The organism is Streptomyces sp. NPDC091649 (assembly GCF_044756785.1).
Taxonomy (GTDB): Bacteria; Actinomycetota; Actinomycetes; order Streptomycetales; family Streptomycetaceae; genus Streptomyces.
In genome coordinates this window covers 816,228-830,117 of sequence record NZ_JBIVTR010000001.1, presented here as the reverse complement: position 1 = coordinate 830,117, position 13,890 = coordinate 816,228, and the positions used below count along the sequence as shown (strand labels likewise).

The 13,890-nt window shown below is 70.6% G+C and carries 12 protein-coding genes; 11 read left to right on the top strand and 1 reads right to left on the bottom strand.

Annotated elements, in window-relative coordinates; translation table 11 throughout:
* The 3 genes from ACIQMU_RS03575 (at position 1) to ACIQMU_RS03565 (ending at position 3,688) form a co-directional block, all read left to right on the top strand.
* Complete coding sequence (locus ACIQMU_RS03575) at positions 1–411, top strand: RidA family protein (RefSeq protein WP_003966665.1); 411 nt, start codon at positions 1–3, stop codon at positions 409–411.
* Positions 412–750: 339 nt separating this feature from the next.
* Positions 751–2,226 (top strand): GntP family permease, encoded by a 1,476-nt coding sequence (locus ACIQMU_RS03570; protein WP_402688243.1) that lies wholly within the window; start codon positions 751–753, stop codon positions 2,224–2,226.
* Between the two features lie 103 nt (positions 2,227–2,329).
* The gene (locus tag ACIQMU_RS03565; protein WP_352240456.1) at positions 2,330–3,688 is read left to right on the top strand and encodes an Nramp family divalent metal transporter; all 1,359 of its coding nucleotides are present in this window, start codon (positions 2,330–2,332) and stop codon (positions 3,686–3,688) included.
* Positions 3,689–3,777: 89 nt separating this feature from the next.
* Here the strand turns inward: ACIQMU_RS03565 and ACIQMU_RS03560 are convergent, their stop codons facing one another.
* Positions 3,778–5,505, bottom strand: coding sequence for a chitinase (locus ACIQMU_RS03560; protein WP_402688146.1), 1,728 nt, complete (start codon positions 5,503–5,505; stop codon positions 3,778–3,780).
* Positions 5,506–6,416: 911 nt separating this feature from the next.
* Between ACIQMU_RS03560 and ACIQMU_RS03555 the strand changes: the two genes are divergently transcribed.
* The 8 genes from ACIQMU_RS03555 to ACIQMU_RS03520 all read left to right on the top strand — a co-directional run bounded on the left by ACIQMU_RS03555 (position 6,417) and on the right by ACIQMU_RS03520 (position 13,742).
* Complete coding sequence (locus tag ACIQMU_RS03555; protein ID WP_402688145.1) at positions 6,417–7,283, top strand: hypothetical protein; 867 nt, start codon at positions 6,417–6,419, stop codon at positions 7,281–7,283.
* 291 nt (positions 7,284–7,574) lie between these two features.
* Positions 7,575–8,282: a Flp pilus assembly protein CpaB gene (gene cpaB, locus ACIQMU_RS03550; RefSeq protein ID WP_352240459.1), complete on the top strand. Its 708-nt coding sequence runs from the start codon at positions 7,575–7,577 to the stop codon at positions 8,280–8,282.
* 7 nt (positions 8,283–8,289) lie between these two features.
* Entirely contained in the window at positions 8,290–9,603 is a 1,314-nt protein-coding gene (locus ACIQMU_RS03545) for an AAA family ATPase (RefSeq protein ID WP_352240460.1), read from the top strand.
* A 3-nt stretch (positions 9,604–9,606) separates the two neighbouring features.
* Entirely contained in the window at positions 9,607–10,038 is a 432-nt protein-coding gene (locus tag ACIQMU_RS03540; RefSeq protein WP_352240461.1) for a TadE family protein, read from the top strand.
* Positions 10,035–10,454 carry a TadE/TadG family type IV pilus assembly protein gene (locus ACIQMU_RS03535; protein WP_402688144.1) on the top strand — a complete coding sequence of 140 codons (420 nt, stop codon included), beginning with the start codon at positions 10,035–10,037 and terminating at the stop codon, positions 10,452–10,454. The genes ACIQMU_RS03540 and ACIQMU_RS03535 overlap by 4 nt, the downstream gene beginning before the upstream one ends.
* Before the next feature lie 84 nt (positions 10,455–10,538).
* The gene (locus ACIQMU_RS03530; RefSeq protein ID WP_402688143.1) at positions 10,539–11,876 is read left to right on the top strand and encodes a CpaF family protein; all 1,338 of its coding nucleotides are present in this window, start codon (positions 10,539–10,541) and stop codon (positions 11,874–11,876) included.
* 10 nt (positions 11,877–11,886) lie between these two features.
* Positions 11,887–12,831 (top strand): type II secretion system F family protein, encoded by a 945-nt coding sequence (locus ACIQMU_RS03525; RefSeq protein WP_352240464.1) that lies wholly within the window; start codon positions 11,887–11,889, stop codon positions 12,829–12,831.
* Positions 12,832–12,854: 23 nt separating this feature from the next.
* Positions 12,855–13,742: a DUF5936 domain-containing protein gene (locus tag ACIQMU_RS03520; protein WP_352240465.1), complete on the top strand. Its 888-nt coding sequence runs from the start codon at positions 12,855–12,857 to the stop codon at positions 13,740–13,742.
* Positions 13,743–13,890: the final 148 nt, after the last annotated feature.

Below are 13,890 nucleotides of genomic sequence, written 5' to 3'. Positions count from 1 at the left end.
ATGACCGAGAAGACCGCCCTCACCCCCTCCACCCACACCACCCCGCCCGCGAAGTTCTCGCACGGCGTGAAGAAGGGGAACATCCTCCAGGTCGCCGGCCAGGTCGGCTTCCTCCCCGCCGTGGAGGGCCAGGCCCCGACCCCGGCCGGTCCCACCCTGCGCGAGCAGACCCTCCAGACCTTCGCCAACGTCAAGGCGATCCTGGAGGAGGGCGGCGCGAGCTGGGACGACGTGATGATGATGCGCGTCTACCTCACGGACGTGGACCACTTCGCGGAGATGAACGAGATCTACAACGCCTACTTCGCCGAGCAGAACCTCAAGGAGGCCCCCTCGGCGCGGACGACGGTCTACGTGGGGCTGCCCAAGGGCCTGCTCATCGAGATCGACGCCCTCGCGGTACTCGGCTGACACGCCCTCGCCGACCGCCCCGGCCCGCTGACCACCACCCCGGTGAGCCGACCGGCCCGGCCCCGCCGCCCGGTCAGCTGACTGTCCAGGCCCTGACGCCCGGTGAGGTGGCCACCACCCCGGTCAGCCGACCGTCCGGCCCCGCCGCCCGGTCGGCTGAGCACCGTCCCGGTGAGCCGACCACCCGGCCCGCCGGCCCCCGTCCCCTGATCGCAGGCCCCCGCTGATCGCTCCACCCCACCCGCAGGACCGCTCCAGCACGCCGTACGGCACGGCGCCCCGCCCCCCGGGGGCGCCGTGCCGCGCTCCCCCCTGCCCTCCAGCACCACCGGAGTCCCCATGCTGCTCGCCGCCACCCCGCCTCCGGTCGAGACGCCACCGCGTACCGGTGGCCTGCTCCTCCTGATCGACGGCACCGCCGGTCTGCTGACCGTCGCCGCCCTCGGCATCGCCCTCCTGCTCTACCTGATCATCAAGGTCAGGCTCCAGCCGTTCGTCGCCCTCCTCGCGGTCTCCATAGCCGTCGGCCTCGGCGCCGGGCTCTCGGTCACCGAACTCTTCGGCACCGTGCAGAAATCCGCCGCCGTCTCGGTCATCGAATCCGGCATGGGCGGCATCCTCGGCCATGTCGCGATCATCATCGGGCTCGGTACGATGCTCGGTGCGATCCTCGAAGTGTCCGGCGGCGCCGAGGTGCTGAGCGCCCGCCTGCTGAACCTCTTCGGCGAGAAGCGCGCCCCCCTCGCCATGGGCCTGACCGGCATCATCTTCGGCATCCCGGTCTTCTTCGACGTCGGCATCTTCGTCCTCGCGCCGATCGTGTACGCCGCCGCCAGGCGCTCCGGCAAATCGATCCTGCTCTACGCGATGCCGCTGCTGGCGGGCCTGTCGATGACCCACGCCTTCCTGCCGCCGCACCCCGGCCCCGTGGCCGCCGCCGGACTCTTCAACGTCTCGCTCGGCTGGGTCATCCTGATGGGCGCCGTCGTCGGCATCCCCTCCGTCCTCGCCGCCTGGGCGTACGCCGCCTGGATCGGCAAGCGGATCTTCGTCGAGGTCCCGCAGGACATGGTGGAGGCGGCCGAGGAGGCCAAGGCCGCCGTCGCCGCCGAACAGCGGGCCGCCGGAGTCACCCCGCACGAGAAGCCGGTGCCGCTCGCCACGGTCCTCGCGATCATCGGCACCCCGCTGATCCTCATCCTCGCCGCGACGTTCTCCTCCATCGCCCTGGGACCCTCCACTCTCCGCTCGGTCGTCGAGTTCTTCGGCAACCCGTTCGTCGCCCTGACGATCGCCCTGATCCTCGCGTACTACCTGCTGGGCATCCGGCGCGGCTGGTCCCGCAAGTCCCTGGAATCGGTCTCCACGTCCTCGCTCAAGCCCGTCGGCAACATCCTGCTGGTGGTCGGCGCGGGCGGCGTCTTCGGCGCGGTCCTCAAGGGTAGCGGCATCGCGGACGCGCTGGCCGACACCTTCAACGACGTCGGCCTGCCGGTCATCCTGCTCGCCTGGCTGATCTCGGTCGTCCTGCGCGTCGCGCAGGGCTCGGCCACCGTCGCGATCGTCACGACGGCCGGGATCGTCGTCCCGCTGGTCGAGGGACAGGACCTGTCCCAGGCCCACCTCGCACTGATCATCATGGCGATCTCGGCGGGCTCGATCTTCGCCTCGCACGTGAACGACGGCGGCTTCTGGATGGTGTCGAAGTACTTCGGCATCAGCGAGCGCGACACCCTGAAGTCCTGGACCGTCCTGGAGACGGTGCTCTCGGTCGCGGGCTTCGTGGTCGCGGCGCTGCTCAGCCTGCTGATCTAGCCGACCGGGCAGCCCCGGCGCCGCCCGCGCACGGGACGGGCCGGCCCCCGTCCCCCCGCACGCCCCCTTGTGCCGCCCCGCCGATTGCGCTTCCTTGATCGGCATGGCTGAGACGAGCGCAACCACAGGCACAGCGGAGCCGGCCTCCCGACCACGCCGGTCCAGCTGGAAGTACATCGGCCCCGGCATCGTCGTCGCGGCGACCGGGGTCGGGGCCGGCGACCTGGTCGCGACGCTGATCGCCGGCAGCAAGTTCGGCTACACCCTGATGTGGGCGGCGGTGATCGGCTGCGTCGTCAAGATCTCGCTCGCCGAGGCGGCAGGCCGCTGGCACCTGGCGACCGGCCGCACGCTCTTCGACGGCTGGCGCAGCCTGGGGCCCTGGACCACGGTGTACTTCGCGGTCTACGTCGTGATCTGGGGCTTCATCTACGGGGCGACGGCCATGTCCTCCAGCGCCCTGCCCATCGTGGCGCTGTTCCCCGACGGCCCGGGGCTGAAGTTCTGGGCGATCGTCACCGGGCTGACCGGGCTGGTCTTCGTCTGGTTCAACCGGTACGCCGTCTTCGAGAAGGTCATGACGGTCCTGATCGGCATCATGTTCGTGGTGGTCGTGTACGTGGCCGCCCGCGTCGTGCCGGACGCCGGGGCCTCGTTCGCCGGACTGCTGCCGGTGCTCCCGGACGGCTCGCTCCTCTACACCCTCGGGCTGATCGGCGGGGTCGGCGGCACGATCACCATGGCCGCGTACGGGTACTGGGTCAACGCCAAGGGCTGGAGCAACTCCTCCTGGATGAAGGTGATGCGGCTCGACAACCGGGTCGCCTACATCACCACCGGCGTCTTCGTCGTGGCGATGCTGATCGTGGGCGCCGAGCTGCTGCACGCCTCGCAGGTCGCCCTCACCTCCGGCGACCGGGGGCTGATCGACCTGGGCAAGGTGCTGGAGGACCGCTTCGGAGCGGGCACCGCCAAGCTGTTCCTGGTGGGCTTCTTCGCCACGTCGTTCTCCTCGCTGATCGGCGTCTGGCACGGGGTGAGCCTGATGTTCGCCGACTTCGTGGAGCGGTTCCGGGCCCCGGCGGCAGCCGGTGCGGAGGGGACGGGTCCCGAGGGGACCGGAGCGGAAGGGGCGGGCCCCGAGGAGGCCGGGGAGCACGCGGGTCCGGCCGCCGCCGACCGCCGGCAGCGCTCGCTGCCGTTCCGCGCGTACCTCCTGTGGCTGACCTTCCCGCCGATGACCCTGCTCTGGCTGGACGAGCCCTTCGGCCTGGTCGTCGCGTACGGGGTGCTCGGCGCGTTCTTCATGCCGTTCCTCGCCCTGACCCTGCTCTGGCTGCTGAACTCCTCCCGTACGCCCGGGGAGTGGCGCAACGGATGGCTCAGCAACGGGATGCTCTCCCTGGCGGGGCTGCTGTTCGTCGTGCTGTGCGTCCAGCAGGTGCGCGAGCTGCCCTGGTGACACGGCGGCCCGAGGGGGACCGGCCCGGACGCGGCAGCGCCGCCGGGGGAGCGGCGGCGCTGCTGGTGCGGTGATCGGGTGCCGGGGTGCTACGGCAGGCTGCGGACGTGCGGGCCGACCGCCTTCGACCAGGCGAACCCGGCCGTCGCGTCCCAGTTCGTCGACCAGGTCATCGCGCCGCGCAGCGACGGGTAGGTCTTGGACGGTTTGAACGAACCGCAGCTGGTGCCCTTGGTCAGGCAGTCCAGCGCCGCGTTCACGATCGACGGGGAGACGTAGCCGCTGCCCGCGCCCCGGGTGGAGGCGGGGACGCCGATGCCGACCTGCGACGGGTCGAGGCCGCCCTCCAGCTGGATGCAGGCCAGCGCGGTGAGGAAGTCCACCGAGCCCTGCGAGTACACCTTGCCGTCACAGCCGAGCATCGAACCGCTGTTGTAGTACTGCATGTTGACGACGGTCAGGATGTCCTTGACGTTGAGCGCCGTCTTGAAGTACTCGCCCGAAGTGGACTGCATGTCGATGGTCTGCGGAGCCATCGTGATGACCAGCCCGCTGCCCGCCTTCGCCGACAGCTGGCGCAGTGCCTTCGTCATGTAGGCGGCGTTGAGGCCGTTCTCCAGGTCGATGTCGACCCCGTTGAAGCCGTAGTCCCGCATCAGCGCGTACACCGAGTCGGCGAACGCGGTGGCGGAGGCGTCGTCGTCGACGCGGACCGTGCCCAGCTCGCCGCCGATCGAGATGATGACGTTCTTGCCGGCGGCCTGCTTGGCCTTGATGTCCGAGCGGAACTGGGCGTCGGTGTAGCCGTTCAGCCCGGCGGTGTCCAGGTTGAAGGTGACCGCGCCCCGGGTCGCCGTGGCGTCCGCGAAGGAGACCGCGATGATGTCGTAGTCGGCCGGGACGTCACTGAGCCGCTGGACGGTCGCGCCGTTGTTGAAGTTCTGCCAGTAGCCGGTCACCGCGTGCTTGGGCACGGCCGGGCCCGGCCCGGGGTCCGAGTCCTTCTTCGCCGTACGGGCACTGATGGCGGCCGACTTGACCGACTCGCCGGCCGCGTTGGTGGCGCTCACCGAGAACTGGTAGGCGGTGTCCGCGGACAGGCCGGTGACGGTCGCCGAGGTCCCGGTGGAGGTGGTGGCCTTCGTGCCGTCACGGTAGACGGTGTATCCGGTGGCGCCGGAGACCGCGTTCCAGGAGAGGGTGACCGAGGACGCGGTCGTGGCGCCCGCCGTGAGGCCCGCGGGGGTCGCCGGGACAGCCGGGCCGGGGTCCTCGCCGCCCCCGCCGTCGGGGCCGAGCACCTCGAAGTCGTCGGCGAAGTAGGCGGCCTGCCCGTACCAGCCGTGGGTGTAGACGGTCACCGAGGTGGTGTTGGCGCCGGTCTTGAAGCTGGTGGACAGCTTGGTCCAGCTGGAGGAGCCCGGCGTCCAGGTGGACACGTCCGTGGTTCCGGTGCCGCTGACGCCGAGGTAGGCGTAACCGCCCTGCACCCAGGAGCCGAGGGCGTAGGTCGAGTTCGGCTTGACCTTGACCGACTGGGAGCACTTGGCGTTGTCCTGGCCGGCCGGGGTGGCCTTCAGCGCGGACGTGCCGCCGTGCACGGGGGTGGAGACCACCGCGCCGCTGCCGCCGGAGCAGGTCCAGCCGGCCAGACCCGACTCGAAGCCCGCGTTCCTGGCGTTGTTGACATCGGCGGCCTGGGCGGTGCTGACCAGTCCGGTGACGGTCAGGGCGGCGGCCGCGACGACGGCGATCGTGCCGCCGAGCACGGGCCGGGAGCGGCGCCTTCTGCGACTGCTGCCTGCGGAGCGTTCCACTGGTGCCTCCGGGGGGAGTTGGGGGAGTTGGTGGTGCCGGCGGGTCGTGCAGGAGTGCCGGACGGACGACGGGACCGGGGCCGGGGCTGCACGGGTGGGCGGAGCGGGGATCGGTGACGGTGGAGCGCGGTGACCTCGGGCAGGTCGAAGGTTCTCCGAGTGCGTCTCGGGCGACTCGGGTGAAGTCACGGTGACTCCGGACGAGCCGGGACGAACGGGGGTGTCGTGCGGCGATGGGGCAGAGTCGGGACGAAGGGGGTGTCGTGCGGCGACGGGGCGGAGTACTGGACCGGGGACGCGGAACACGGGGTTGTCCCGCGCCAAGCGGTGGCCACCGCTTGGCGCACAAAACTGGTCCAGACCATTCAAGTTGTCAAGACCTATGGCGGCGAAAGGTCGTCCGCAGGGGCGGCCGCGAGGCCGCGCGGCGGTCCGGCGGCACTCGCCCGAGGCCCTGGCCCCGGGCGGCGCGGGCAGACCGCGCGGGGTTCCGGACCGAGGTCCGTTCGCCCGGAAACGGGCCCCCGGCCGCACGCCGCCCCCCCCGCACGAGTGATCTTGCGGGAGTTCTTGGGGCGGTCACGGAAACGCCCTTACGAAAAGGGAGTCGGGCGCCCTGGAATCCGGGTTGACGTGCGGGAATGGACGGGTGGTCGAAGGCCGGTCGCGCACTGCGGTAACCCTCCGCAATGACAGCCCGGTTGACCGGAATCGATTTCAGCCCGTTTAGCACCCGAGCCCCGTAGGAACCGTGTTCGCATGACTCCGTACTGGTCTCCGATAACTGTTCTCTGCCTGGTGAGACCTGGCTAAAGTGCTGGGGGCAGGAGCACGGAGCAGGAGCGATTGCGGCCGGCGTCCCCACGCCGACCGGAGCCGGAACGGGGAAGAGCGTGCCGACCGCAATAGCAGTGACGAGCGCAGACCTGGTGCTGCCGCCCACCGACCAGCAGACGCCGACCGCCGCCCTGCTCCAGGCCCCCGAGGCCCAGGCGCTGGAGCTGGCGATCGGCGACATGCACCTGCTGCTCGAACAGCACGGGTATGTGATCGCCCTGTACTCCTCAGGCATCCGCCCCGAGCACGAGCGCCGCCTGCACTCCATCCGCTCGGTGCTGGAGAGCGACCGGATCGCCCTGGTCAAGGTGGACCTGCCGCCCCTCGGCCTCGCCGTACTGGTGCGCCAGTTACGACAGTTGTCCATCTGCGACTTCAGCCCCGGAGTGGTCGCCTCCGCCGCCCGGCTGCTCTCGCACTACATCCACGCGGGAGCCCTCGTCAACTCCGTCGCGCGGCTCGACCGGGTGCCGGTCAGTCTCAGGAGTCACGCGAAATCCTGGGTCCCCGGGTCCCAGTTCGCCGTCTTCCTGGGCCCCGAGCCGCACCTGATGAAAGTGGGCCCGACCGCCGAACCGCCGACGGGGCCGGATTTCGGCACGCATCTTCTGGTGGCCAGAGGGAATCTGCAGTCGGACTGGGTACAGGAGACCCTCGCGCCCGCCTGGAAGGTCCAGGCCGTCCACGACACCGCGGTCCCTGCCGACTCGTCACGCTGGTGGGGCACCGGCAAACTGGTGGAGTTCACCGCCCATCTCCCGGACCTCTCCGTGCTCTACCAACTGGTCTCCTCCGTACGCCGGGAGAAATGCCACTGGTGCTCCATGGAACTCATCGGCGACCGCTGCGCATTCTGTTCCGCTCCTCTCGCGGCTCCGGAGCACCGCGCGCTCCCCACCGGTGTCCTCCGCCACGGGGCCGACGAGTCGCCGGGCCCCTAGCGCGACCCACACCCGCCGCCCGCACCCGCCACCCGTCCCCGTGCTCGTACACCGTCCAACGCCACCGACCCCACTCCGCAGACCACGCTCGGCCGCAGCAGCGCGCGGAGGCACATGTAAGCGCGTAACCGCTCCACCGCACAGCTCTCCCGCACAGCTCGCCCGCACCGCGCCGCTCGCATTCCACCACCCGCTCCGACCCGCACCGCCCACACGGCACGGCCCCACCGCACCGCCGGCTCTGTCCGCCGTCCGCCCCACACATCCGATTCGAACGAGGTTGTCCGGACCATGAACTCCCGCCAGCGCCGCGGCGTGATACTCCTGCTCCTGTCGGTCCTGTGTGCCATCGCGGCCTTCGCCGGCGTGCTCTCGGTGATCAGCGACGTCAACTCCAAGGTCGGACCCGAGGTGACGGCGTACCAGCTCAAGACCAACGTGGCCCCGTACACCGCACTGAAGAGCGGGCAGTTCGAGAAGATCACGATGCCGAAACGCTGGCTGTCGGAGAACGCCGTGACCGACCTGCGCGAGGTCGAGTCGAAGATCGCGGTCACCGAGCTCCGCAAAGGCTCGCTCCTCCAGTCGGACATGATGGTCCGCAAGCCGGAACTCAGGGCCGGCGAACAGGAGATCGCCATCATGATCGACGCCTCCACCGGTGTCGCGGGCAAGATCACGCCCGGCGCGGCGGTCAACATCTACGCCACTTTCGCCGGCGAACAGCAGGGCGACGCGGCCCAGTCCAAGGTCATCGTCTCGAACGCCAAGGTCCTGGACGTCGGTGAACTCACCGCCCTCGACCCGGGCGCGGACGACCGGGGCAACCGGGCCACCGAGGCCGTGCCGATCACCTTCGCCCTGAACACGCTGGACACCCAGCGCGTCGCCTACGCCGAGTCCTTCGCGGAGCACGTGCGCCTCGCGCTCGTCGCCCCGGGCAGCGACGGCACCATCCGCCCGGGGGACCGCACCTACACCCTCGACAAGGACAAGTGAGGACGGGATGACCACCAGAATCCTCCCGGCCGTCGGTGACCTCGACGCGGCCCGCTCCGTCACCACCCTGCTCAGCCAGCTGCCCGACGCCGAACCGGCCACGCCCGTCGGCGACTCCACCCAGCTCATCGACACGCTGGCCCGCCTCGCGGGCGAGGCGCTCGACGAACTGCCCGAGGTGGTGCTGGTCCACGAGCGGATCGGCCCCGTGCCGGCCCTGGAGCTGATCCGGGAGGTGTCGCTGCGGTTCCCCTCCGTCGGCGTCGTCATGATCACCGCGGACGCCAGCCCCAACCTCTTCGCCGACGCGATGGACTCCGGGGCGCGCGGCCTGGTCGCCCTGCCGCTGAGCTACGAGGAACTGGCCAACCGGGTCCAGGCGGCGGCCCAGTGGTCCGCAGGCGTACGCCGCCACCTCACCGCCGGGCACGACGTCATCACCGGCCCCGGCGGCACGGTCGTCACGGTCACCGGGGCCAAGGGAGGCGTCGGCGCGACCGTCACCGCCATCCAGCTCGCGCTGGCAGCACAGGCGTCCGGCCACACCGTGGCGCTGGTGGACATGGACCTCCAGACCGGGGACATCGCCTCGTTCCTCGACGTCCAGTTCCGGCGCTCCCTCGTCGACCTCGCCCTGATCACCGACATATCGCCCCGGGTGCTGGCCGACGCGGTGTTCTCCCACTCCACCGGCCTCGCCCTGCTGCTCGCCCCCGGCGAGGGCGAGCGCGGCGAGGAGGTCAGCGACCGGTCGGCCCGCCAGATCGTCAGCGCGCTCCGCACCCGCTACGAGATCGTCGTCATCGACTGCGGCGGCCAGATGAACGGGGCCAACGCCGCGGCCGTCGAGATGGCGGACGTGGCCCTGCTCGTCACGACACCCGACGTGGTCGCGGTGCGCGGCGCGAAACGCATCGTACGGATGTGGGAACGGCTCCAGATCCGCAAGGCGGAGGAGACGGTCACCCTCGTCAACCGCTTCACCCGCAACACCGAGATCCAGCCCCAGCTGATCCAGAAGATCACCGGCACCCGGGTCGCCTCGGTGGCGGTCCCCGCGAACTTCAAGGAACTCCAGGCGTCCATCGACTCCGGGCGCCTGCACGAACTGGACCCCAAGAGCACGGTCAAGCAGGCGCTCTGGGGCCTGGCCGGAGAGCTGGGCATCGTCAAGGAGAGCGCGGCGGCGAAGAAGAGCGGCAGCGCCCTGGTCAAGAGGAGCAGCGGCGCCTTCAAGAACGACCGCGGCTCGATCGGACGGCCGCGCCGCCGGCGCGACGGCTCCGGCCGCGGCCCCGGAGACTCCGAGGGGACACGTTGAACGATGACCACCACACGGACGGCACGAAGCGGCATACGGGCGGGGACCACCGCCCTGCGTGACCGCCGGCACCGGGACCGCGGGCAGACGGCGGTCGAGTTCCTGGGCATGACCCCCTTCATCATCCTGATCATGCTCGTGCTCTGGGAGTGCGCCCTGATCGGCTACACCTTCAGCCTCGCGGGCAACGCGGCGGACGTGGGCGCGCGCAAGGGCAGCGGCGCGGAGTACGGGGCGGGGGCGGCCTGCCGGGCGGGGGCCACGAAGGACCTGCCGGACGCCTGGGAGAGCGCGGCGGATGTGCGGTGCGGCACGAGCGGAGGTCTGTACGAGGCGACGGTGGAGCTCAAGGTGCCCGTGCTGGTGCCGGGCCTCTTCGACCTCGACGCCAGGATCACCGGCAGAGCGGGATCGCCGAGGGAGGACCAGCGATGACGACACGTCCGCACCGGGAGCGAGACCGGCGCCGGGGCCGGGGCGGAGGCCGTGACAGCGACCGGGGCCAGGTCGCCATGGAGTACCTCGGCTTCCTCCCCCTGCTGCTCCTCGTCGCGATGGCGGCCATCCAGCTCGGCCTGGCCGCGTACGCCGCCAACCAGGCGGGCACGGCGGCCCGCGCCGGAGCCCGTACGGCGGCCAGCGTGGACGCCCGGGGCACCGGCCAGAGCAACGCCCGCGACGCCGTGAGCGACTGGGTGGAGGACGGCGGATTCACTTACCGCCAGAGCGGCGGCCGGGACATCACGGTCACGGTCCGGGTGAAGGTGCCGTCCGTCGTGCCGGGACTGGGCGACTGGTGGGCCGAGCGGAGCACGACCATGCCCGACGAGAGGTCCGGCACCGGTTTCTGACGCCCGCTTGCCTCACCCCGGACGCCGGGCCTGAACGCACCTGCCGGACCAGCACCATCCGCGACACCGAGGAGAGTTACGCAGATGAGCCTGCGGGCACGCATGACCGCTCCGGAGGAGCAGGGCGGAGCACGGGAGGACGGCCACATGGTGGCCGCCTACCGGGCCAAACTGCTGGAGGAGATCGACCTCGCGGAGATGTCCTCACTGGCCGCCGCCGACCGGCGGGCCCGGCTGGAACGCGTCCTCGGCCACATCATCAGCCGCGAGGGCCCGGTCCTCTCGACCGTGGAGCGCTCGCAGCTCATCCGCCGCGTCGTCGACGAGGCACTCGGCCTCGGGATCCTGGAACCGCTCCTGGAGGACGCGTCCATCACCGAGATCATGGTCAACGGCCCCGACCAGATCTTCGTCGAGCGCAACGGCAGGGTCGAACAGCTCCCGATGCGCTTCGGTTCCCACGAGCAGCTGATGCAGACCATCGAGAGGATCGTGTCGACCGTCAACCGCCGTGTCGACGAGTCCAACCCGATGGTCGACGCCCGCCTGCCCAGCGGTGAACGTGTCAACGTGATCATCCCGCCGCTGTCGCTGACCGGTGCGACGCTCACCATCCGGCGGTTCCCGCGCTCCTTCACGCTCCAGGAGATGATCGGCTTCGGTTCGCTGGACGAACAGATGCTGGTCCTGCTGGCCGGGCTCGTCCAGGCCAAGCTCAACATCATCGTCTCGGGAGCCACCGGCACCGGGAAGACGACCCTCCTCAACGCGCTGTCCGGACTGATCCCGAACGCCGAGCGCATCGTCACCATCGAGGACTCCGCCGAACTCCAGCTCCAGCAGAGCCATGTGATCCGCCTGGAGTCCCGCCCGGCCAACGTCGAGGGCAAGGGGCAGATCACCATCCGCGACCTCGTCCGCAACTCCCTGCGTATGCGCCCCGACCGCATCGTCGTCGGTGAGGTCCGAGGCGGCGAGTCGCTCGACATGCTCCAGGCGATGTCCACCGGCCACGACGGCTCGCTGGCCACCGTCCACGCCAACAGCGCCGAGGACGCGCTGATGCGTCTGCAGACGCTCGCCTCGATGTCGGAGGTCGAGATCCCGTTCGAGGCGCTGCACGACCAGATCAACAGCGCCGTCGACGTGATCGTCCAACTCACCCGGCACGCCGACGGAGCCAGGAAGATCACCGAGATCGCCGTCCTGGACTCGCACGGCCGCGACCCGTACCGCATCATCACGGTCGCCCGGTTCAACGCCCGGCCGATGGCCCCCGACGGCCGCGTCCACGGCGACTTCCAGTACCTCCCGCTGCCCCGGAAGGTCGCCGAGCGCCTCTACCTGGCCGGCCAGCCCATCCCGCAGGCGTTCGGCGTCGCCCAGTCCGCCGAACAGCTCGCCACCCGAGAGGCCAACTAGGTACCGCGCCATGGACAACGTCAACCTCCCCCTGATCACCGTCGGCGTCACGCTGCTGTGCTGCGTGCTCGGCGTGATGGGCCTGTACTCCTACGCCGGCGGAAAGGCCGACCGCGACGCCCTCGTGGAGAGGCTCTCCCACGTCGGGCAGATCCCCGAGACCGGCCGCGTCCGCCGCTTCCGGGGCCTCGACCGCAGACTCCGCGCCACCGTGCTCGGCCGGAAGCTGGAGCTGAAGCTCGCCGCGACCGGCATGGACATCACGCCCGGCGAGTTCGTCGTCTACGCGCTCGTCGCGATGGCCGGGCTCTGGATGATCGCCTCCTCCATGCTCGCGGCGTTCTTCGGCCCGGTCGCCGCCCTGATCGGCCTCTGGGGCACCAACGCGTTCCTCAACTGGCAGCGGATCAAACGCACTGAGCGCTTCATCAACCAGCTCCCCGAACTCTCCCGCATTCTCGCCAACGCCACCCAGGCGGGCCTCGCCCTGCGCACCTCGCTGTCGATGGCGGCCGAGGAGCTGGAGAACCCGGCCGGGGAGGAACTGGCCCGGGTCGCCCGGCGGCTGGGCGTCGGCGAACCCCTGGAGGACGCCCTCAGCGAGCTGACCGACCGGCTTCCGTCCCGCGAACTCGTCGTCCTGGTCACCACACTGGTCCTGTCCAACCGGGCCGGCGGCACGGTCGTCAGCTCCCTGCGCAACCTCACCGAGACGCTGGAGGAGCGCAAGGAGACCCGCCGCGAGGTCAAGACGCAGCTTTCCCAGGTCACCGTCACCGCTTACGCCGTACCGGTCTTCGGCGTCGGCGCGATGCTCCTCATGAACGCGGTCATGCCCGGCGCACTCGACCGGATGACCGGGGCCTTCATCGGCCAGGCCGCCGTCGTCGTCGCCATCGTCCTGTACGCGGTCGGGTTCGTCGTGATCCGCCGCCTGTCCCGCATCGACGTCTGAGACCAGGAAGAAAGGGGACGGACATGGACCTGCTGCTGGCCCTGGCCGTCGGCCTCGCCGTGTACGGGGCCATCCACGGCATACGGATGTACCGGGCCGACGCCAAGCTCCCCACCGACCTGGCGGTCGCCCTGGAGTCCGGAGCCTCCCGCACGAGCGCGGTCGGCTCCGGCATCGACCGCCTCGGCATGCGCTGGGCCCCCATGGTGCTGCGGATGATGGGCCCCAAGGCCGTCAACAAGAAGCGCCGCCAGATCGACCTGGCGGGCAACCCCGGCGGCCTCACCATCGACCGCTACGCGGCCCGCCGCGCGGTCTACGGCGCGCTGGGGCTCCTGGGCGCCTTCTCCATGCTCCTGCGCGGCCAGCTGTTCCTGGCCCTCCTGATGGTCGCCTTCGGCCTGTTCTGGGTGGAGGCCGGGATCTGGTCGGCGATCCGGGTGCGCCGCGAGCACATCGAGCGCACGCTGCCGGACTTCCTGGACGTCCTGGCCGTCGTCGTCTCCGCCGGGCTCGGCTTCCGGCAGGCGCTGGACCGGGTCGCGGAGAAGTACGAGGGCCCCTGGTCGGACGAACTGCGCATCACGCTCCGGCAGATGGACATGGGCGTCAGTCGCCGGCAGGCGTTCGACGAACTGCGCAGACGTAACGACTCCGAACAGGTCGCCATGTTCGTCACGACCCTCCAACAGGGGGAGGAGCTGGGGGCGCCGATCGTCGAGACGCTCATCCAGATCGCCAACGACATGCGCCGCACCGACGCCCAGAACGCCCGCCGCAAGGCGGCCAAGGCGGTCCCGAAGGCCACGTTCGCGGTGACCACGTTCCTTCTCCCCGGCACGCTCGTTCTTCTCACCGTCGGATTCGTGTACGGAGCCGACGTCGACTTCGACTTCCTCTTGGGGGGCTGACATGAACGACGGGCGGGATGGGGACGGAAACCCTACGTTCCGGAACCCCCGCTGAGCGGACGGACGGGACGCACACGGCGGGGGCATGGGAGGGACACACGCGGCGGGGGACATGAGGCAGACATGAGGCAGGCGGGAACGTGAGGCG

What these genes read in the sequence shown, in the direction of transcription:
- ACIQMU_RS03525 (WP_352240464.1), top strand. Translation starts at nt 11,887, where the DNA reads ATGGACAACGTCAACCTCCCCCTGATCACCGTCGGCGTCACGCTGCTG.
- ACIQMU_RS03535 (WP_402688144.1), top strand. Translation starts at nt 10,035, where the DNA reads ATGACGACACGTCCGCACCGGGAGCGAGACCGGCGCCGGGGCCGGGGC.
- ACIQMU_RS03565 (WP_352240456.1), top strand. Translation starts at nt 2,330, where the DNA reads ATGGCTGAGACGAGCGCAACCACAGGCACAGCGGAGCCGGCCTCCCGA.
- ACIQMU_RS03545 (WP_352240460.1), top strand. Translation starts at nt 8,290, where the DNA reads ATGACCACCAGAATCCTCCCGGCCGTCGGTGACCTCGACGCGGCCCGC.
- ACIQMU_RS03570 (WP_402688243.1), top strand. Translation starts at nt 751, where the DNA reads ATGCTGCTCGCCGCCACCCCGCCTCCGGTCGAGACGCCACCGCGTACC.
- cpaB (WP_352240459.1), top strand. Translation starts at nt 7,575, where the DNA reads ATGAACTCCCGCCAGCGCCGCGGCGTGATACTCCTGCTCCTGTCGGTC.
- ACIQMU_RS03540 (WP_352240461.1), top strand. Translation starts at nt 9,607, where the DNA reads ATGACCACCACACGGACGGCACGAAGCGGCATACGGGCGGGGACCACC.
- ACIQMU_RS03575 (WP_003966665.1), top strand. Translation starts at nt 1, where the DNA reads ATGACCGAGAAGACCGCCCTCACCCCCTCCACCCACACCACCCCGCCC.
- ACIQMU_RS03530 (WP_402688143.1), top strand. Translation starts at nt 10,539, where the DNA reads ATGAGCCTGCGGGCACGCATGACCGCTCCGGAGGAGCAGGGCGGAGCA.
- ACIQMU_RS03520 (WP_352240465.1), top strand. Translation starts at nt 12,855, where the DNA reads ATGGACCTGCTGCTGGCCCTGGCCGTCGGCCTCGCCGTGTACGGGGCC.